The sequence below is a fragment of the Actinoplanes sp. NPDC051343 genome (genome assembly GCF_044455125.1).
GTDB lineage: Bacteria > Actinomycetota > Actinomycetes > Mycobacteriales > Micromonosporaceae > Actinoplanes.
Genome location: NZ_JBITEL010000021.1, coordinates 10605 through 28318 on the forward strand (window position 1 = coordinate 10605; position 17714 = coordinate 28318).

Here is a 17714-nt window from a genome sequence, read left to right on the forward strand (position 1 = left end):
CATGAAGTTCACCGACGGCTACTGGCACAAGCGCGACGGGTTCACGGTGCTGCATCCCTCGCAGCTGCACGACACCGACACCGACGAGACGTCGCTGACCGCGTACGCCACGATCAAGCCGGTGGCGACCCGCGGCGACACCCTGAACACGCCGATCATCACGATCCGTGTCGAGGCGCCGATGCCCGACGTCGTCCGGGTCACGATCGGTCACTTCCTCGGGGGTGTGCCCAAGGAGCCGAACTTCGCCATCTCGCAGGAGAAGGGCGACGTGAGCGTCGCGCCGGCCGAACTCACGTCGGGCCGGCTGACCGCGCGGTTCAACACGAGCGACAACTGGGGGCTCGACTTCCTCGCCGAGGGCCGGCGCATCACCGGCTCGGGCTGGAAGGGCATGGGCATCGTCGACACCGCGAGCGGCGAGCACTACGTGCACGAACAGCTCGACCTCGGGGTCGGCGAGGCGGTCTACGGGCTGGGCGAGCACTTCGGGCCGTTCGTCAAGAACGGACAGAGCATCGACATCTGGAACGAGGACGGCGGCACCAGCAGCGAGCAGGCGTACAAGAACGTCCCGTTCTATCTGACCAACCGCGGGTACGGCGTGCTGGTCGACCACCCGGGCAAGGTCTCGTTCGAGGTGGCCAGCGAGATGGTCACCCGCACCCAGTTCAGCGTGGCCGGTCAGACCATGTCCTACCTGGTCATCTACGGCCCGACCCCGGCCGAGGTGCTGAAGAAGTACACCGCCCTGACCGGCCGGGCGGCGCTGCCCCCGGCCTGGTCGTTCGGCCTCTGGCTGACCACGTCGTTCACCACCCCGTACGACGAGGAGACGGTCAACAAGTTCGTCGACGGGATGGCCGAGCGCGACCTGCCGCTGAGCGTCTTCCACTTCGACACGTTCTGGATGCGCGAGTTCCACTGGTGCGACTTCGAGTGGGACGCGCGGATCTTCCCCGACCCGCCGGGCATGATCAAGCGCCTGCACGACCGGGGGCTGCGCGTGTGTCTGTGGATCAACCCGTACATCGCCCAGCGGTCGGCGATGTTCGCCGAGGGCCTCGCTCGCGGCTATCTCGTGAAAAAGGCGAACGGCGACGTCTGGCAGTGGGACAAGTGGCAGGCCGGGATGGGCCTGGTCGACTTCACGAACCCGTCCGCCCGTGCATGGTTCGCCGGCAAACTGCGAGGCCTGACGGATATGGGCGTGGACGCGTTCAAGTCGGACTTCGGCGAGCGCATTCCGACCGACGTGGTCTGGCACGACGGTTCCGATCCGGAACGGATGCACAACTACTACACCCAGCTCTACAACCAGACCGTCTTCGACGTGCTCGAGGAGGCCCGTGGGCAGGGCGAGGCGGTGCTCTTCGCCCGCAGCGCGACCGTCGGCGGCCAGCAGTTCCCGGTGCACTGGGGCGGCGACAACTCGGCCACCTTCGAGTCGATGGCCGAGAGCCTGCGCGGCGGGCTGTCGCTGCTGTCGTCCGGCTTCGGGTTCTGGAGCCACGACATCGGCGGCTTCGAGGGGCGCCCCGACCCGGCGGTGTTCAAGCGGTGGGTGGCGTTCGGGCTGCTCAGCTCCCACAGCCGGCTGCACGGCAACCACTCGTACCGGGTGCCGTGGCAGTTCGACGACGAATCGGTGGACGTGCTGCGGCACTTCACGCACCTCAAGTACCGGCTCATGCCGTACCTGTTCGAAGCGGCCCGCCGCACCCGGCGCGAGGGACTCCCGGTGATGCGGCCGATGGTCGTCGGGTTCCCCGACGATCCGGCCGTGACCTACCTCGACCGGCAGTACATGCTCGGCGACGACCTGCTCGTCGCGCCGGTGATGAGCGCGGGCGGCGACGTCGAGTACTACGTGCCGGCGGGCCGCTGGACCCGGTTCGGGACGACCGAGGTGATCGAGGGGCCGGCGTGGGTGCGGGAGAACCACGGCTTCGACAGCGTGCCGCTGCTGGTGCGGCCGGGTGCGGTCATTCCGGTCGGTAACCGGACCGACCGGCCGGACTACGACTACCGCGACGGCATCACGTTGCGTCTTTTCGAACCCACTTCCGAATCGACCACCGTCGTTGTCGGGGACACCACCTTCACCGTGTCCTCCGATCGGATCGAAAGGCGGGGCGCCGCGCTGCCCTGGCGGGTCGAAATCGTCAGTGGCGCGTCGGCTGATCTCGCCGCTGACGAGGACATCTGGACGACTAAGATCGGTGGATGAACCCGGCACTGGACCTGTTCGTCCCCGGTGTCGTCTACCTCGACATCATCTTCACCGGCCTTCGTGAACTGCCGTCGCCGGGTGCCGAGGTCTGGGCGCCCGGCATGGGCTCCTGCCCCGGCGGCATCGCCAATCTCGCGGTGGCGGCGGCCCGGCTCGGTCTGCACACCGGGCTGGGCACCGCGCTGGCGACCGACGCCTACGGCGACTTCTGCGCGCACATTCTCCGCGACCAGGAGGGCATCGACCTGTCCGCGTCGCGGCGGGTCGACGAGGGCCATTCGCCGGTGACAATCTCCCTGGCTTATCAGCGCGACCGCAGCATGATCACGCACGGCCATCCGCTCCCGGTCGGTCCGAGCGGTCTCGTCGACGCCCTGCCGTCCGCGCGGGCCGCCTCGGTCAGCCTGATCAAAGGGCCGCTGCCGTGGGTGGCCTCGGCGCGGGCGAACGGCACTCTCGTCTTCGCCGACGTCGGGTGGGACGACACGGCGGAATGGCCGGTCGAGGCGCTCGACGTCCTTTCCGACTGCCACGCCTTCCTGCCCAACGCGGTCGAGGCCATGCAATACACCCGGGCCGCAAGCCCGGGTGAGGCGTTGCGCCGGCTTTCCGGTCTGGTCCCGGTGGTCGTCGTGACGCAGGGAAGCGACGGGGCCGAGGCGGTCGACGCGACGACCGGTGAGTCGGTGAAAGTTCCCGGCGTACGGCTGGAAGCGCTCGACCCGACCGGCGCCGGTGACGTATTCACGGCCGGATTCGTGCTCGGCACCCTCCGCGGATGGCCCCTCGACCAGCGGCTCGCCTTCGCCAATCTGATCGCGGCGCTGTCGGTGCAGCATTTCGGGGGATCGTTGTCGGCACCCGGATGGGGCGACATAGCGGACTGGTGGCGGGCGACCCGGGCTTCCGCCTCGCAGCACCACACCGATTCTTCCGAGGCTTTCCTCGCCGCCCGCTACGGCTTCCTCGACGACGTGATCCCGCAGGGGGAGCAGCGTTCGGTGCGCCGGGCCACGGCCACCATTGCCCGGCTCTCCGATGCGGGGGATCAGCGGTGAAACTCGTCATCCTGGGCGGCGGCGGATTCCGGGTGCCGCTGGTGCATTCGGCGCTGCTCGACCCGTCGTCGCCCATTACCTCGCTGGTTCTGCACGACGTGGACGCGGGGCGGCTGGCCGCCATTTCGCGCGTGCTGCAAGCGCAGGCCGCGTCGGCCGGCCACGGTCCGTCCCGATTCGCGACCACCGATCTGACCGAGGCGCTGACCGGGGCCGACTTCGTGTTCAGCGCCATTCGGGTGCGCGGGCTGCCGGGAAGGGTCATCGACGAGAAAGTGGCGCTCGGCCTCGGTGTGCTCGGGCAGGAGACAACCGGTGCGGGCGGCGTCTCGTACGGTCTCCGCACCGTTCCCGTCGCCGACGCGATCGCCCGGCGCATCGCCGCGGTCGCACCGCAGGCGTGGGTCATCAACTTCACCAATCCGGCCGGTCTGGTCACCGAGGCGATGGCGGCCCACCTCGGTGACCGGGTGATCGGCATCTGCGATTCGCCGTCCGCGATGGCCCGCCGGGTCGTGCGCGCGCTGGGCCTGCCGCCCTCGGCTCCGGTGGGTTATGCCGGGCTCAACCATCTGGGCTGGCTCAGTTCGGTGATGTCCGACGGTGTCGACGTGCTGCCGTCGCTCTGGGATTCCCCTGACGACGACGTGCTCCTGTCGTTCGAGGAGGGCCGGCTTTTCGGCCCGGCGCGCTTGCGCGCGCTCCGGGCCGTCCCGAACGAATACCTGCACTATTACTACGACACCGCTTCTTGCGTACGCGCCGAGCAGGCGGCCCCGGAAACCCGGGGCGAATTCCTGCTGCGCCGGCAGTCGGCCTGTTACGCCGACATCGCCTCGGGTGATCCGCTCGCGGCTTGGACGTCGGCGCTGCGGGAACGGGACGCCACCTACATGGCGCTCGAGGGCCTGGATCGCTCCGCCGCCGATGAGGGCGGCGGCTATGAACGGGTAGCGCTCGACCTGATGCGGGCACTCGCCTCGGACGCGCCCGCCTCGCTGATTCTCAACGTCCGCAACCGCGGCGTCCTCGACATTGTGGACTCGGATGCGGTAGTCGAGGTGCCGTGCATGGTGACCTCGGACGGCCCGGTACCGGTGGCCGGGGTGTCGGTGCCGTCGCACGGGGTCCCGCTCGTGCAGCGGGTCAAGGCAACCGAGCGGGCCGTGCTGGAGGCCGCCGCGAGCGGATCACGCGCGGTCGCCGTACGCGCGATGGCGTCCCACCCGCTGGTCGACTCGGTGCCGCTGGCCCGCGCGCTGATCGACGCCTACCGCGCGGAGTTCCCCGAACTCGCCTACTTGCGCTGACCCCGCCTTCGTCCGGGCCGGAAGCTGAGGCATGCTCATGCGGTGATCCCCGCAGAGTCCGTCGATGTGATCCGGATGTCCTGGCAGCCCGAGGCCGCCGACTATGCCGAGGCGTTCCAGGCCCGCAACCGCAGGCGCCACGTCGGATGGCTGGCGTGGGCGATGTGCGTGTTCGGCATCGCGTTCGCCGTCCTGGCGGTTGTCGGCGGCCAGCCCGCGATGGCCGTGTTCGGTGTGGTGATAGCGCTGTTCTTCGCGGTGATGGGGAAGCTCGGCACCGGCTTCCTCTATCGGCGCAACTCTGCGCTGCAGCAGCCGGTCCACGTGCTCGTCGATCCCGGTTCCGGCATCGCCGGTCACATCCCGGTGGTCACGATGGGCGACGGCCCGATGAAGGTCAACGCCGGCAACTGGCAGTTCCCGTGGGCGCAACTGCACAGCGTGCTGGAGACGAAGCGCGGGTTCGTCGTCCACGTGGCCGGCCAGAACCATAAGACGTTCTTCCTGCTGGCCAAGCGCGGTCTATCGGGCGCGGCCCAGGAGTCCGCTCTGCGCCGCCTCCTGCCCGGGGAAAGATAGCGTCCCGTTCATGCGTGACGCACGGTACGACGCGGTCGCCGACATCTACGACGCGGCGAGGGCTCAGAACTCCTGGCCGCCCACCTCGACCTCGCCGTGCGCTGCCAGCCAGCGGACCGACTCGTGCAGGGTCTCGAGCGAGGAGTAGCGCGGGGTGTAGCCGAGGATCTGCTTCGCGCGGTCGATGCTCGCCGTGATGCTGCGTTCGATGTGGTCGCGGGTCGCCGCGGCCTGCGCCGGGTCGGTGCGCCGCTCGAACTCGTCCCAGTCGACCAGGTCGAGCACCGCCTCGCGGCCGAACCAGCGCGCCACGCCCTCGGCCAGGCCCCGGCACGTCATCGCCTGCTCGGCCACCACGTGGAAACTCGACCCGATCGCGGCCGGCCGGGTGATCGCCCGCTCGAAGGCCTGCGCCACGTCGTCGGCGTGCACGTGGCCGAGCACGCCCAGGCCCAGCGCCGGCAGCGCCAGCGGCTCCCCGGTGGCCAGCCGGCGCCACACGTCGGCGTCGAGATTGCCCTGCGGGTTGATCGGCCGCCACCCGGGCCCGGTGATGTGGCCGGGATGCAGCACCACACTCGGCACCCCGCCGGTCCGGGTCTGGAGATGCAGCAGTTCCTCGATCGCCACCTTGCCGGTGCCGTAGTCGCCGTACGCCGTGCGCGGCTCGTCCTCGGTGAGCGGAACCCGGCCCGCCCGCCCGTGCACCCAGATCGTGCCGCAGTGCACCAGCAGCGGCCTGGTCTTCTGCACCGCGTCGAGGAGTCTCTGCGTGGACTCGGGCGTGAAGGAGATCAGGTCGATCACCACGTCCGGCCGCTCCGCGGCGATGCGCTCGCCCGCGTCGTCGGCCTCCCGGTCGAGGGTCACCCGGCGCACCGAACGCCACTCCGGGCGGTCGTGGTAGGGCTGCCGCTCGCCACGGCTCATCGCGACGACCTCGTAGCCGGCCCGCACCAGCCGCGGCACCAGATAGGTGCCGATGTGCCCGGTTGCTCCCGTCACCACCACGCGCTGCATCCCCCCACCCTATGTATGCTGGAGGCGTTGAAGGGGAGTAGCCCCCTCGCCGGTGCGTCGACATGCTGGATCTCCCCGGAGATCCCGGCGCCCGGGCCCGCTCGCGCGGGTGGGCGAGACCTTCGATTCGAACGGTTCGGACTCGACGTCCGCGCCGCGGGTCGAGGGCTACCCCGCAGGTCGCCGTCCCTCCGCGGTGCGCGGAAGGACACGGCACTTCGTGATTCACATCGTCTTGCTGCTCGGCTGCGCGGTGGTCATCTACCTGGCCTGCGAGTGGTTCGTCAACGCCGTCGAATGGCTCGGAGCCCGGCTCAAAGTCGGGCCGCTGGCGGTCGGCACGATCCTCGCAGCGGCCGGCACGGCACTGCCGGAAAGCGTCGTCACGCTGGTCGCGATCCTGTTCGGGAGCAAGCATTCGGGCGACGACATCGGCGTGGGAGCGGCACTCGGCGGGCCGTTGGTGGTCGGGACGATCGCGTACGCGGTGACCGGCGTGATGCTGCTGTCCCGCCGCCTTACGCGCGTACGGGAAATGGCCGGCGGAATCGCCGGCGCCGAACCACCGGCGGCCCCTCTCGACGGCACCGACATGCGCCGCCTCGCCCGCGACCAGACCTGGTTCCTCGCGATCTTCGTGGTGAAGGTGGGGCTCGGCCTCGTCGCGTTCGCGATCAAGCCGTGGCTCGGACTGCTGTTCTTCGCCGCCTACGCGGTCTACTTCTGGCGGGAGACCGGAGGCAGCGGCGAACACGCGGCCGACGAGGACCTGGAGCCGCTGAAGCTGCAGCCGCGCCGGACGAGCCCGTCCACGCCCGCCGTCGTCGCGCAGACCCTGGCCACGCTGGTCGTGATCTTCCTGGCGTCGCAGCTGTTCGTCCGTCAACTGGAGTGGGCCGGGCCGGCCATCGGGCTGTCGCCGATCGTGGTCGCACTGCTGCTGTCGCCGGTCGCCACGGAACTGCCCGAGGTTATGAACGCGATCATCTGGGTGCGGCAGGGCAAGACGCCGCTGGCGCTGGCCAACATCTCCGGCGCGATGATGATCCAGGCGACGGTGCCGTCCGGCATCGGCCTGCTCGGCACGCCGTGGCACTTCGACGCCCCGCTCGTGCTGGCCGGCGTGGCGACGCTGCTCTCGGTGATCTACCTGCTCGTGCTGTTCCGCACCGGCCGCGCCACGGCCGGGCGGCTGATCGTGGCGGCGGTGTTCTACGTCCTGTTCGCGGTCGGCCTGGCGGTGGTGCAGTAGGCGGCTTTCCGGCTTTACGCCCGGTCGGCAGTTGGCCTTGCGGTCATGCTGGCGGCTCTACGGCCGGTCCGCGGTTGGCCTTGCGGTCATGCTGGCGGCTCTACGGCCGGTCCGCGGTTGGCCTTGCGGTCATGCTGGCGGCTCTACGGCCGGTCCGCGGTTGGCCTTGCGGTCATGCAATAGGCGGCCGTCGGGCGCGAGTGGGTCGGGCAGCGGTCATAGCCGCCGCGCATCCGGATGGCCCCGGTGGCCAGCGCGATCAGCGCCAGCGGGGCCAGCACAGCCAGCATCATCGCGACCATCGCACCCACCTCACCACCACGGTACGCATGCGCACCGCGCGGCCGGTGTCTCGAAATGAGACAACGAGGCGCATTCCCGCCCGGTCGGCCTACAAATTATGGGATTTTCAGGCCGCGCAGAGGCGAGACCGGGACCGGGACGTCGGCCAGGGCCAGCAGGCGGTCGTCGGTGTGGGCGTCGGCGTAGATCCAGACCTGGCTCGCCGGTGACTCGGTCAGGTGGGCGAGGACCCGGCGGGCCTTCTCGGGTCCCTGGCACGGGCCGCCGCGGAGAGCGCCGGTCAGGTGGCCGTTGACCGTGGCCATCTCGGTGCAGATCACCGCGTCGGCGCCGAGGTGCCGGCCGAGGTGGTGCACGTAGAGGCCGGGCGACGCGGAGGCGATGACCACGCGGTGGCCCTGGCGGCGGTGCCACTGCCAGCGGGCCAGCGTGTCGGGGCGCAGCCGGGCGGCGACCCGCGCGGCGTAGGCGCGGGCCACCCGGTCGACCTCGGCCACTCCGAGCCCGCCGAGGGTCCGCTGCAGGACCAGGGTCACCGGGGACTCGCGGATGAAGGCCATGGCCGCCGCGTCGAGGACCGCCCGGGTGCCGGCGACCCGCCGCAGGAAGGGCAGCAGGGTGTTCCGGCGGGTCAGGACGCCGTCCAGTTCCCAGACCGCGACCGGGGCGGTCCCGGTCACGGCGCGGGGTGCGATCATGCGAAGGACCCTGCAGCCCGGCAGCTGAAGGAGTCCTGAGGCGCCTCTCCGCGGGGGTGACGGAAGGCACGCTGGGAGGGTTGCGGGACAATGGAACGGCTGAACCTATTGCAATGACTGCATATGTTGTGCGGGGTCAGGACGGAAGGGGGCCGAGAATGCCGACGGCACACGACATCGGCCACGACCACGACCACGACCACGGCCCGAACGGGCACGGCGACCGCGACAGTGAGCACGGCGACAGTGAGCACGGCGACAGTGGGCACGGCGACAGTGGGCACGGCGACAGTGGGTACGGTGACAGGGGGCACGGCGACGTCGAGCAGGGCGCCGGCGGGCACGCGGGGCATGACCACGGAGTGTCGGCGGACGCGGACCGGCGCTGGCTGAGCCTGGCCCTGGCGCTGATCTCGCTGTTCATGCTCGGCGAGGTCGTCGTCGGCCTGATCGCCCACTCGCTGGCGCTGCTGTCGGACGCCGGGCACATGCTCACCGACGCCGGGGCGATCGTGCTCGCGTTGATCGCCATGCGACTTGCCGCGCGGCCGCCGCGCGGCGGTTACACGTACGGCCTCAAGCGCGCGGAGATCCTCTCCGCGCAGGCCAATGGCCTGACCATGCTGATCCTGGCGGTGTGGCTGGGTGTCGAGGCGATCCGGCGGCTGATCGACCCGCCCGCGGTGGTCGGCCCGCTGGTGCTGATCACGGCCCTGAGCGGCATCGTGATCAACCTGATCGCGGCCTGGGCGATGAGCAAGGCCAACCGGTCGAGCCTCAACATCGAGGGTGCCTTCCGGCACATCGTCAATGACCTGTACGCGTTCATCGCCACCGCCGTAGCCGGGGCCGTCATTCTGGCGACGGGCTTCACCCGGGCCGACCCGATCGCCACCCTCGTCGTCGTCGTGCTGATGACCAAGGCGGGTCTCGGGCTGGTCCGCGAATCGGGGAAGGTCTTCCTCGAGGCGGCGCCCACCGGTCTCGAGCCGCCGGAGATCGGCGCCCGGGTGGCCGCGGTCGACGACGTCGTCGAGGTGCACGACCTGCACGTCTGGCAGATCACCTCCGGGCAGCCGGCGCTATCGGCGCACGTCCTGGTCGTCGCGGGCGGCGACTGCCACGCGGTGCGGCGGCAGATCGAGGCGCTGTTGCGCTCGACCTACCGGATCAGCCACAGCACCCTCCAGGTCGACCACTTCGGGCAGGTCCCGGCCGACCTCGACGACCACTGCGCCGAACCGCACGGCGTCTCCTACCGCTCCGGCCCGTAACGGCGGCGAGATTCCGCCACCGCCGGACACGTACAGGTAGGCCGTCTGCCCGGCCGGTGGAGGGGACATGACCGAGGAGCTTTTCCGCGACTTCTACGCAACCCACGTCGCGGACGTGTGGCGCTTCGTGCGACGCCGGACGGCCTCGGCCACCGAGGCCGACGACGTCTGCGCCGACACTTTCGCCGTGGCGTGGCGGCGGCGCGTTGACATTCCGGCGGCCACCGCCCGGCTGTGGCTGTTCGGGGTGGCCCGGCGGGTGCTGGCCAACCACCGGCGGGAGACCGAGCGCCGGGGGCGCCTGCACCTGCGGCTCGCCCGGTACGCCGCGCCGCCGGTCAGCTACGAGGACGAGGTGCCGTCCGAGACGGCGTTGTGGCGCTCGCTCGCCGCCCTGTCGGCCGGCGACCGGGAACTGCTGCTGATGCGGGCCTGGGACGACCTCGACGTCGCCGACATCGCGGTGGTGCTGGAAGTCAGCGCGACCACCGTCTCCTCGCGCCTGTACAAGGCGCGCCGCCGGCTCGCCCGCGAACTCGAACGGCGAGATCCGCCCGCGGCGGGACACGTACTGGATGACGACCGGACCGAACGGAGCAGGATCGATGACCACTCGTGACGACGCCGACCTGGCGCGGCTCAGCCGATGGGATCCCGCTCGCCCGGACGCGGCCCCCGCGCCCGGCACGTTCCGCTACGACAGCATCCTGGAGAAGGCGATGACACAGACGACGATCCCGGCACCGCAGCGCGAGCACGAGGCGCCGGCCACCTCCCGGCGGCGATGGACCTGGCGGTCCGCGTCCCTGACCGGCGCGGTGGCGGTGGTCCTGGCCGCGGGGGTGACCACCGGGGTGCTGGCGACCCGGCCCGGCAGCGCCTCGGCGGCCGTGCTCACCGCCGCCACCCACACCGGCAAGGTCACCTCCCTGCGTACGGTGGACGAATCCATCGACGCCGGCGGCGGCCGGTCCACCACCCGGGCCTCGTTCCACGGCAACGACCTCCAGCTCTCGTCCCAGGACAGCATCGGCACCGACCAGCTGACCGTCGTCGGCGACTACGCCTGGGAGATCCGTACCGAGCAGGGCCGCACGGAGAACAGCGGCAAGCAGAAGCTGACCCCGGAGAGCCGGCTGGCGCCGTTCGCCGAGTCGACCGAGCACGTCATCCGGGCCGCGCTGCAGGACGCCAACGTCAAGAAGGTGGGTACGACGGCGATCCGCGGTACCACCGCCACGCACTACCGCCTCGATCTGACCGACGTCTCCCGCGCCGCGCTCACCGCCCTGCCGGAGGGCGAACTGGCCTGGTTCGACCTCGACAGCGTCCACCGGTCGGCGACCGTCGACATCTGGATCGCCGACGACCTGATCCAGCGCATCGTCGTGCACGTGCCGGACTACCTGCAGTCGACGATCGACTACTTCGACTTCAACGCGCCGATCACCATCACCGCGCCGGCCGGATGACCGGTTGATCGACTGCCTCGCGCGGCGCCGGTACCGTGAGTGCCCCGTGCGATCGATGGAGGACGTCCATGGCCGACCCGCTGCGCCCGACTCTGATGACCAAGGTGCGGGCGGCCCTCGGCGGGGAACGCGACGCGGCGTTCTTGGAGGCTCTGCGGGCGGCCGGCCGGGTGGCGTACGACGAGTTGATCCTCGCGGAGAAGGCCCGGGCAACCGGGCCTTCTCCGTGGTCCGTCTCGCTCGCGGTCGCCAGCCATAATCTGGCGACCTGGAACGCTTTCGTCCTGCAGACGCTCGGGGAGACGTTCCTCGACGCCGACTACGCGGCCAAGCCGGGCACGGTCGGGTTCGTCCCGCCGGTCACCTACGACCAGGCGGCCCGCTGGTTCGCCGCCGTCGAGGGGTGGGTGTCGCGGGCGCGGCAGGCCCGCGTCAACCCGGACTACGACATCAGCCTCGAGCTGGGTCTGCCGGCCGGGCTGCCGCCGTGGGCCGAAGTGGACCCGTGCCCGCCGGAGCACCTGACCGCGATGCTGGCCGCGGTGCCGCCGATCCGTGAGCACGTCGACGTGGCGATCTACACGCTGGAGCGGCGTGGCGTGCCCGATTCGCGACGGCCGGCGGTCAACCGGCTCAAGCAGATGGCGGCCGAGGCGGCCGCGGCCACCGACTACGCGGTCGGGCTGCGCATCCAGCGGCACGACCCGACGCTGCACGAGCTGATCGAGAACAATCTGAAGCGGGCGCTGGAACTCTGGTACCACGCCGGGCAACTTGCCGCGATGCCGCGACTGCTCGACTCGTACCGGGGGCTGCGACCGGCCGTACGGCCGGACATCGCCACGCTGCCCGGCGGAGCCCGCTTCGATCCGTGGTGCCTGACCGACCCGGTGACCCGGGCCCGCTGGCAGAACGACCCGCGAGCCGTGCGGGCGATCCAGGAGCTGTGGCAGTGGGATCCCGACCCGGCGGCGACCATCGCGCTCAAGGCCGAGGTCGACGTCGCGCTCGCCGCCGGTGACGTGGTGTCGATGGCCGCTCCCGCCAACGGAACCTGCTATTTCGAGTGCCCGTGGTCGGCGCTCTACGAGGTGCGGCGGCCGGTGCGGATCGGCGGGCAGCAGCTGCGGGTGCTGCAGCAGTTCACTTTGGAGGTGGCGGCCGACGACATGCCTCGGGGGCTGCCGTTCCGGCGCGGCATCCTGCTCGGCCCGTTCCGCATGACCGACAAGGTGGAATACTGCGATCCGGACGGCCGCCACCTCTGAAATCCGTTAGATGACCTCGACCCGGTCGAGCATCGCCAGGTGGTCGGTGAGGAGCTCGTGGAGCTCCGGCTTATCCTCGGTGTCGACGATGATGATCGTGACCGGCAGGTCGCCCGAGAGCGACAGCAGCCGGGTGGTGTGGACGGCGTTGGAGGCACCGAAGCCCTCGATGCCGTGCAGAACGGTCGCGCCGGCCACGCCGGCCCGGTGGACGATGTCGGTGTACAGGGGTTTGTGGTGCCACCGTCCGACTCGCCACGATCACCATGAGTCGTAGCGCTTCGCCGTGAAGCTTCACACCCTCTGGCTTACTCCGATGGACCGGACATGGGTAGAGCGCGGCGCTTGCGGAACGCCTCGGCCCGGGCGCGGTTCTGACAGGTGAGGCAGCAGAAGCGACGGCGGCCGGCGGGGGAGAGGTCGACGTAGACGTCGGCGCACTGGCGGTCGGCGCAGACGCCGATGCGGCCCGGGTGCTCGGCCAGTTGCTCGCGCAGGGCGAGGGCAGCCGCTGCGCGCGTGGCCTGCCGGGGGTCGTCGACGAGCCAGGCCTGGCTGAGGTCATCGGCGAGGATCGGTCTCACCTCGGTCTGCCGCAGCAAGGCCGTCACCCGGGCCGCCCGCCCGTCGTCGGCGGCGAAAATCGGGTGCAGCTCGTCGGCGAGCCTGGTCAGCTCGTGACCGGCCGGAGCGCCCGAGCGGCCGTCGAACTCGCGCGGCAGCGTACCCCACTCGTTGACGAGCTCCACCAGCTCGTGGAGCGGCATGATCGCGATCCGGATCGCCATGAGCCTCAGCGTAACGCAATAAACGCTGTTATCGCGTTGCGGCACCACCCTCTCCTGGGTAACGTGATGACCGCAGCCAAAGCGTTACTCGTTGGGAGTGAAATCATGCGTGCGACCGCAACCGCACGTGACTGGGCCGGACTCGCCGTCCTCGTCCTGCCCTGCCTGCTCGTCTCGCTCGACGCCGAGGTCCTCAACCTCGCCGCGCCCAGCCTCACCGCCGCCCTGCGGCCGAGCAACGTCCAGCTCCTCTGGATCCTCGACAGCTACGTCTTCGTCCTCAGCGGCACCCTGATCGGTGCCGGAGTGCTCGGCGACCGCATCGGCCGGCGCCGCCTGCTCCTCACCGGTTCCGCCGCGTTCGCGCTCGCCTCGCTGGCCGCCGCGTTCGCCACCAGCCCGGCCCAGCTGATCGGCGCCCGCGTCCTCATGGGTCTCACCGGTGCGACGCTGATGCCGTCCACGCTGGCGCTGATCCGGGCGATGTTCGCCGACCCGCGCCAGCGCGGCCTCGCCCTCGGCGTGTGGAGCGCCGGTTTCTCGCTCGGCGGCGTCGGCGCGCCCCTGATCGGCGGCGTGCTGCTCGAACACTTCTGGTGGGGTTCGGTCTTCGTGATCGCGGCCCCGGCCACCGCGCTGCTGCTGATCGTCGGCCCGATCCTGCTGCCCGAATCGCGCGACCGGGACGCGACCGGGTTCGACTGGTTCGGTGCGCTGCTGAGCCTGTTCGCGGTGCTGACCTTCGTCTACGGGCTCAAACGGCTGGCCGCGTCCGGCCTGCAGCTGTTGCCGTTGCTGGCGATCGCCGCGGCCGGAGCCCTGGGCGGCCTGTTTCTCCGCCGTCAGCGCCGGCACCCGCAGCCGCTGCTCGACCTGGCCCTGTTGAAGGACGTACGGGTGTCGGTCGCGCTGGTCGCCAACGCGCTGTCGTTCTTCGTGCTCTACGGCACGCAGTTCGCGATCGGCCAATACCTCCAGCTGGTGCTCGGCATGACCCCGCTGCGCGCCGGGCTGTGGACTCTGCCGTCGGTCGTGGCTTACCTCCTGGCATCACTGTTCGGTCCTCGACTGACCCGCTGGTTCTCGGTGGGCCGGGTCATCGCGGGCGGCCTGGCCGTGATGACGGTCGGCTTCGCCGTGCTGGCGGCGGCCGGCGCGGTCGCCCTCCCGGCCGTCGTGGCCGGCACTGTGATCTTCTCGGTCGGACTCGCGCCGGCCTACATCCTCACCACCGACCTGGTCGTGTCGACCGTGCGGCCGGAGCGGGCGGGGATGGCGGCCGCGGTGACCGAGACGGGCACCGAGCTCGGGGGTGCACTGGGAATTGCGGTGCTGGGGTCGGTGGGTGTGGCCGCCTATCGGCAGGTGCTGCCGGGGACGCTGGTCGACGCGCTGACGCGGGCGGCTGCTTTGCCTGCGGCGGCGGGAAGCCAGCTGCGGCAGACCGCCGAACACGCCTACGGCAATGCTTTTGTGCTGGTGTCGCTGACGGCCGCGGTCGTGGTAGCGCTCGCGGCGGTGCTGGCGGCCGTCTTCCTGCGGCCCGGGCCCGTCCGGGAGCCTGCGCTGATGCCCGAGCCCGTGGTCCCTGAGAAGGTCGCCGCACGCCGTTGACCCCGCCTTGGCGGCGGCGGGTTGTGCGCCTTCTGGTGGCGGGCTCGCGGTCGTAGCGGGCCCGTGACGGCCGCGTTTGAGGTTCAGTCGTCTCCCGACTGCTTGGGAAAGTCGCGTGCGCTGTGTATCTCGTAGTCGAGCCCGTAGACCTTCTTGAGATCCTCGATCGCCTTGAGCTGAGCCTTGCCGTGCGGGCTTGCGCTCGACTCTCCTTCGTCCCCGGGGACCGGTTCGAAGGAGTGCAGGACGATCTTTTCCAGCAGTTCCCCGAGCGTCTCGTCGTTGAACTCTGCAAGGCCCTTCAGGACTTTGACCAGTCGCGTCTCCATGCGAACGCCGAGCTGGACCCGCTCAATCTTGTGCGATGCCGAAGTCACGACACCCTCCCTTCGTTATCTATGTCCCGGGGGACCAAGGTAACATGGCAGGGGTCGTGGTCCAACGGGATTCGATGCGTGAGGTGTCCCGTGAGGGCTTTTGCCCCGGGCGCGGGACGTTGCGCCATCATGGCCCCATGAGCGGTTCGGCAGACTGGGCTGGCGCGCACGAGCGGGCGTGGCAGGACGTGATTGCCGTCCTTCACGCAGAGGGATGGAGGGCCGAAATGACCTGCTTCGCCGCACCGGTGCAGATCGGAGGTCGACTTCCCAGCGGCGAGCCGTTCTACTTCAGGGCCGCGGTGAGGACCCATCTGACATGCGGGAGTGGAAAAGTAGCGAGCGGTACGAGAACGCGAGCTACCTGCCCGCCGACGACGGTGAGGACATTATCCGCCGACTCGCCACCAGCTTCGTCGCCGGCGATCCGGTCGACCTCCGCGTCGCGGTCCCGATCATCCGGCTGAAGGCAGACGTGGACGCGATTCTTCACCGTCTTGTCCTCCGGAACGGCTTGAAAGAACAGCCGGGGGCCTCCCTGTGGTTCGATGACGACCTCGGTGTCGTCGGGAACGCACTCGGGGTCGACCGGGTGGCCGACCACGTCGCTCCAGAACCGTGCCAGGGCCTACGGATCAGCGCTGTCGAACGAGATATTCCGGATGAATGACGCCATAACCGCTCGGCATAAATGTCCACGACCGACGGTGCATGCCGGTCGCGCCCTCATACGTCTTGCATGTTCGTCGGGCGTCGGTAATATCTCCACGTTTTGGCTTGCAACGGGGAGGAAGACCCACATGCGATGGAAGTTGTCGGCCGGCGTCCTGATGGCGCTGGCCTTTCTGATTCCGGCGACACCGGCGCTGGCTCAAAGCGAACCGACGGGGCTCAACGAGGCCTGCCAAACGGTCGAGCGCAAGGTGTACAAGGATATTCGCAAGCTTGTCACCATCGATCTGGACAGCGCCACCGATGTGCAGGTGCGGATCCTGGCCAACCAGATCCTGTTCGAGGCAGACGCCGAGTCGCTGCCCACCTTGCCCCGTGCAGTGCAGGAGCGGCTGGACGGCACCGTGGATGACCTGCGGACATTCCTGAAGTCGGGCCTGCAGCAAGCTTGGACGACGGATCTGCGGATCTCGGCGGTCCGGACGTTGACGGGTGCGGGCGCCAACGTGAATGCGGCCGCAAGTAAGGCGCTCGACGACGGAGCCATCGACGCCTTCCTGGCTTACCTGAACGACGGCCTGTACGCCGCACGTGCCCTTGACTGCGCGTCTCAGCCCACTCCGACTCAATCCACTCCGACTCAATCCACTCCGACGCCGAGCGTCACGACGACCGGTGCAGCAGTCCCTACTTCCTCTGCCGGCCTGGGCGCTTCCGGTGGCGAGGGCGGGGGGCTGCCCGTGACCGGTACCGCCACCGGCACCGTGGCGGGCATCGGCGGTGCGCTTCTGCTCATCGGCGGCGCCGGCTTCCTGATCGGACGCCGACGCCGTTCCCGATTCGTGGCATAGCTGACTCGAGGCGCCCCGGCTCAATGTTTCGCCGGGGCGCGCGCCTGGACATCCGCTCAGGCCGCGCGCTCGTGTGCATGAGTGAGCGTGCGGATTTTGGGCCAATCAACTTCGGTCACGCGGACTCGCAGATGCAGAGCTGGAGCGGCGAATTCGTGGCCAACGGCCGACCGGACCAGTCGCCGAAGCGCTCGATGAGCCGGAGGCCGCCGAGTCTGACGAGCAGCGGGAGCTCCTGGGGGAAGATGCTCCTGATGTCGAGCGGCGCGACGACGAAGTCGGGCTCGGAGTCGGTCGAGAGGCGCCACGTCCCGCGGGTAACTTGCGCGGGCGCGTCGTAGGTCTCCGTGATATCGACGCTGACGTTGCCACGGTCGGGATCCGTGAACGACAACGACTTCCGGGTGCGCCGCACGCCATCGGCTTCGGCAAGCAGATGCACGCTCGGGTTGAACACATCGAAGACGAACCGTGCGCCAGGTGCCAGGTGTTTTCGGACCGACCGGAAGCAGCTCACCAGATCCTCAGCCTCATGCAGATGCAGCAGGGAATTGGCGGTGATGAACACGAAGTCGAAGGTGCGGCCCAGATCGAAGGCTCGCATGTCGCCCGGTATCCATTCCACCGTTACACCGCGCTCGTTCGCCTTGCGTCGGGCCTCGGCCAGCATGTCTGCCGAGAAGTCCAGGCCGACGCACGGATGCCCGTCGGAGGCGACGGGGATCAGCTTGTGTCCCGTGCCGCAACCGAGCTCCAGTACGCGGCCGCCCTGCCGATCGGCGGCGGCCCGGTAGAAGTCGACTGCGGGGCCGCCGCCCGGGAACATCAGGTCATACAGCGTCGCGTGGGAGTAGAACCCTTCACTCATCAAGCGCCTCCCCTTTTGTGTGCGCCGCCGGGCTCATTCTGCCGCCGATCGACGGAGGCCGCGCCGTTCGGCTCGGG

At 69.9% G+C, this 17714-nt stretch carries 18 protein-coding genes and 1 pseudogene; 11 read left to right on the plus strand and 8 right to left on the minus strand.

The genetic code is table 11. From position 1 onward, the window contains the following. Position 1 precedes the first annotated feature (1 nt). From yicI to ACIA5C_RS44260, 4 genes are read left to right on the plus strand one after another with little or no spacing between them, the layout of a single operon-like run. Positions 2 to 2230 carry an alpha-xylosidase gene (yicI, locus tag ACIA5C_RS44245; protein ID WP_396066462.1) on the plus strand — a complete coding sequence of 743 codons (2229 nt, stop codon included), beginning with the start codon at positions 2 to 4 and terminating at the stop codon, positions 2228 to 2230. Next, positions 2227 to 3291 (plus strand): carbohydrate kinase family protein, encoded by a 1065-nt coding sequence (locus tag ACIA5C_RS44250; protein ID WP_396066464.1) that lies wholly within the window; start codon positions 2227 to 2229, stop codon positions 3289 to 3291. Before yicI ends, ACIA5C_RS44250 begins: the two co-directional genes overlap by 4 nt. Beyond that, a complete protein-coding gene (locus tag ACIA5C_RS44255; RefSeq protein WP_396066466.1) occupies positions 3288 to 4601 on the plus strand; it encodes a 6-phospho-beta-glucosidase in 1314 nt (437 codons plus the stop codon). Before ACIA5C_RS44250 ends, ACIA5C_RS44255 begins: the two co-directional genes overlap by 4 nt. 42 nt (positions 4602 to 4643) lie before the next feature. Next, a complete protein-coding gene (locus ACIA5C_RS44260; protein ID WP_396066468.1) occupies positions 4644 to 5180 on the plus strand; it encodes a YcxB family protein in 537 nt (178 codons plus the stop codon). Positions 5181 to 5243: 63 nt separating this feature from the next. On the opposite strand, the gene ACIA5C_RS44265 is transcribed toward ACIA5C_RS44260, so the two are convergent. After that, positions 5244 to 6200, minus strand: a complete 957-nt coding sequence (locus ACIA5C_RS44265) for an NAD-dependent epimerase/dehydratase family protein (protein WP_396066470.1) — start codon at positions 6198 to 6200, stop codon at positions 5244 to 5246. A 220-nt stretch (positions 6201 to 6420) separates the two neighbouring features. On the opposite strand from ACIA5C_RS44265, the gene ACIA5C_RS44270 reads away from it, so the two are divergent. Then, positions 6421 to 7452: a sodium:calcium antiporter gene (locus ACIA5C_RS44270; RefSeq protein WP_396066472.1), complete on the plus strand. Its 1032-nt coding sequence runs from the start codon at positions 6421 to 6423 to the stop codon at positions 7450 to 7452. A gap of 143 nt (positions 7453 to 7595) precedes the next feature. Here the strand turns inward: ACIA5C_RS44270 and ACIA5C_RS44275 are convergent, their stop codons facing one another. After that, entirely contained in the window at positions 7596 to 7754 is a 159-nt protein-coding gene (locus ACIA5C_RS44275) for a hypothetical protein (protein WP_396066474.1), read from the minus strand. 96 nt (positions 7755 to 7850) lie between these two features. Then, the gene (locus ACIA5C_RS44280; RefSeq protein WP_396066476.1) at positions 7851 to 8453 is read right to left on the minus strand and encodes an HAD-IB family hydrolase; all 603 of its coding nucleotides are present in this window, start codon (positions 8451 to 8453) and stop codon (positions 7851 to 7853) included. Between the two features lie 158 nt (positions 8454 to 8611). Here ACIA5C_RS44280 and ACIA5C_RS44285 point away from each other — a divergent pair, with 158 nt between their 5' ends. The 4 genes from ACIA5C_RS44285 to ACIA5C_RS44300 all read left to right on the plus strand — a co-directional run bounded on the left by ACIA5C_RS44285 (position 8612) and on the right by ACIA5C_RS44300 (position 12467). Next, positions 8612 to 9727 carry a cation diffusion facilitator family transporter gene (locus ACIA5C_RS44285; protein WP_396066478.1) on the plus strand — a complete coding sequence of 372 codons (1116 nt, stop codon included), beginning with the start codon at positions 8612 to 8614 and terminating at the stop codon, positions 9725 to 9727. A 67-nt stretch (positions 9728 to 9794) separates the two neighbouring features. Then, positions 9795 to 10346, plus strand: coding sequence for an RNA polymerase sigma factor (locus ACIA5C_RS44290; protein ID WP_396066480.1), 552 nt, complete (start codon positions 9795 to 9797; stop codon positions 10344 to 10346). Then, positions 10333 to 11199, plus strand: coding sequence for a hypothetical protein (locus ACIA5C_RS44295; protein WP_396066482.1), 867 nt, complete (start codon positions 10333 to 10335; stop codon positions 11197 to 11199). Before ACIA5C_RS44290 ends, ACIA5C_RS44295 begins: the two co-directional genes overlap by 14 nt. A gap of 68 nt (positions 11200 to 11267) precedes the next feature. Next, a complete protein-coding gene (locus ACIA5C_RS44300) occupies positions 11268 to 12467 on the plus strand; it encodes a hypothetical protein (RefSeq protein ID WP_396066484.1) in 1200 nt (399 codons plus the stop codon). Between the two features lie 6 nt (positions 12468 to 12473). Here the strand turns inward: ACIA5C_RS44300 and ACIA5C_RS44305 are convergent. Both ACIA5C_RS44305 and ACIA5C_RS44310 read right to left on the minus strand, forming a co-directional pair. Continuing rightward, positions 12474 to 12701, minus strand: a pseudogene (locus ACIA5C_RS44305) (DUF190 domain-containing protein); the annotation flags it as partial. Between the two features lie 74 nt (positions 12702 to 12775). Further along, entirely contained in the window at positions 12776 to 13255 is a 480-nt protein-coding gene (locus ACIA5C_RS44310; protein ID WP_396066486.1) for a CGNR zinc finger domain-containing protein, read from the minus strand. A gap of 105 nt (positions 13256 to 13360) precedes the next feature. Between ACIA5C_RS44310 and ACIA5C_RS44315 the strand changes: the two genes are divergently transcribed. After that, positions 13361 to 14869, plus strand: a complete 1509-nt coding sequence (locus ACIA5C_RS44315) for an MFS transporter (protein ID WP_396066488.1) — start codon at positions 13361 to 13363, stop codon at positions 14867 to 14869. A gap of 83 nt (positions 14870 to 14952) precedes the next feature. On the opposite strand, the gene ACIA5C_RS44320 is transcribed toward ACIA5C_RS44315, so the two are convergent. Beyond that, the gene (locus tag ACIA5C_RS44320; RefSeq protein WP_396066490.1) at positions 14953 to 15246 is read right to left on the minus strand and encodes a hypothetical protein; all 294 of its coding nucleotides are present in this window, start codon (positions 15244 to 15246) and stop codon (positions 14953 to 14955) included. A 286-nt stretch (positions 15247 to 15532) separates the two neighbouring features. Then, on the minus strand, positions 15533 to 15850 hold the full coding sequence (locus tag ACIA5C_RS44325; protein ID WP_396066492.1) for a VOC family protein: 318 nt from the start codon (positions 15848 to 15850) through the stop codon (positions 15533 to 15535). Between the two features lie 196 nt (positions 15851 to 16046). Here ACIA5C_RS44325 and ACIA5C_RS44330 point away from each other — a divergent pair, with 196 nt between their 5' ends. Continuing rightward, a complete protein-coding gene (locus tag ACIA5C_RS44330) occupies positions 16047 to 16769 on the plus strand; it encodes an LPXTG cell wall anchor domain-containing protein (protein WP_396066494.1) in 723 nt (240 codons plus the stop codon). 115 nt (positions 16770 to 16884) lie between these two features. Here ACIA5C_RS44330 and ACIA5C_RS44335 read toward each other — a convergent pair whose 3' ends face one another. Continuing rightward, a complete protein-coding gene (locus tag ACIA5C_RS44335) occupies positions 16885 to 17637 on the minus strand; it encodes a class I SAM-dependent methyltransferase (RefSeq protein WP_396066496.1) in 753 nt (250 codons plus the stop codon). Positions 17638 to 17714: the final 77 nt, after the last annotated feature.

Coding starts and splice junctions, on each gene's coding strand:
- yicI (WP_396066462.1), top strand. CDS start 2: ATGAAGTTCACCGACGGCTACTGGCACAAGCGCGACGGGTTCACGGTG.
- ACIA5C_RS44250 (WP_396066464.1), top strand. CDS start 2,227: ATGAACCCGGCACTGGACCTGTTCGTCCCCGGTGTCGTCTACCTCGAC.
- ACIA5C_RS44265 (WP_396066470.1), bottom strand. CDS start 6,200: ATGCAGCGCGTGGTGGTGACGGGAGCAACCGGGCACATCGGCACCTAT.
- ACIA5C_RS44275 (WP_396066474.1), bottom strand. CDS start 7,754: ATGGTCGCGATGATGCTGGCTGTGCTGGCCCCGCTGGCGCTGATCGCG.
- ACIA5C_RS44280 (WP_396066476.1), bottom strand. CDS start 8,453: ATGATCGCACCCCGCGCCGTGACCGGGACCGCCCCGGTCGCGGTCTGG.
- ACIA5C_RS44285 (WP_396066478.1), top strand. CDS start 8,612: ATGCCGACGGCACACGACATCGGCCACGACCACGACCACGACCACGGC.
- ACIA5C_RS44290 (WP_396066480.1), top strand. CDS start 9,795: ATGACCGAGGAGCTTTTCCGCGACTTCTACGCAACCCACGTCGCGGAC.
- ACIA5C_RS44295 (WP_396066482.1), top strand. CDS start 10,333: ATGACCACTCGTGACGACGCCGACCTGGCGCGGCTCAGCCGATGGGAT.
- ACIA5C_RS44300 (WP_396066484.1), top strand. CDS start 11,268: ATGGCCGACCCGCTGCGCCCGACTCTGATGACCAAGGTGCGGGCGGCC.
- ACIA5C_RS44310 (WP_396066486.1), bottom strand. CDS start 13,255: ATGGCGATCCGGATCGCGATCATGCCGCTCCACGAGCTGGTGGAGCTC.
- ACIA5C_RS44315 (WP_396066488.1), top strand. CDS start 13,361: ATGCGTGCGACCGCAACCGCACGTGACTGGGCCGGACTCGCCGTCCTC.
- ACIA5C_RS44330 (WP_396066494.1), top strand. CDS start 16,047: ATGCGATGGAAGTTGTCGGCCGGCGTCCTGATGGCGCTGGCCTTTCTG.
- ACIA5C_RS44335 (WP_396066496.1), bottom strand. CDS start 17,637: ATGAGTGAAGGGTTCTACTCCCACGCGACGCTGTATGACCTGATGTTC.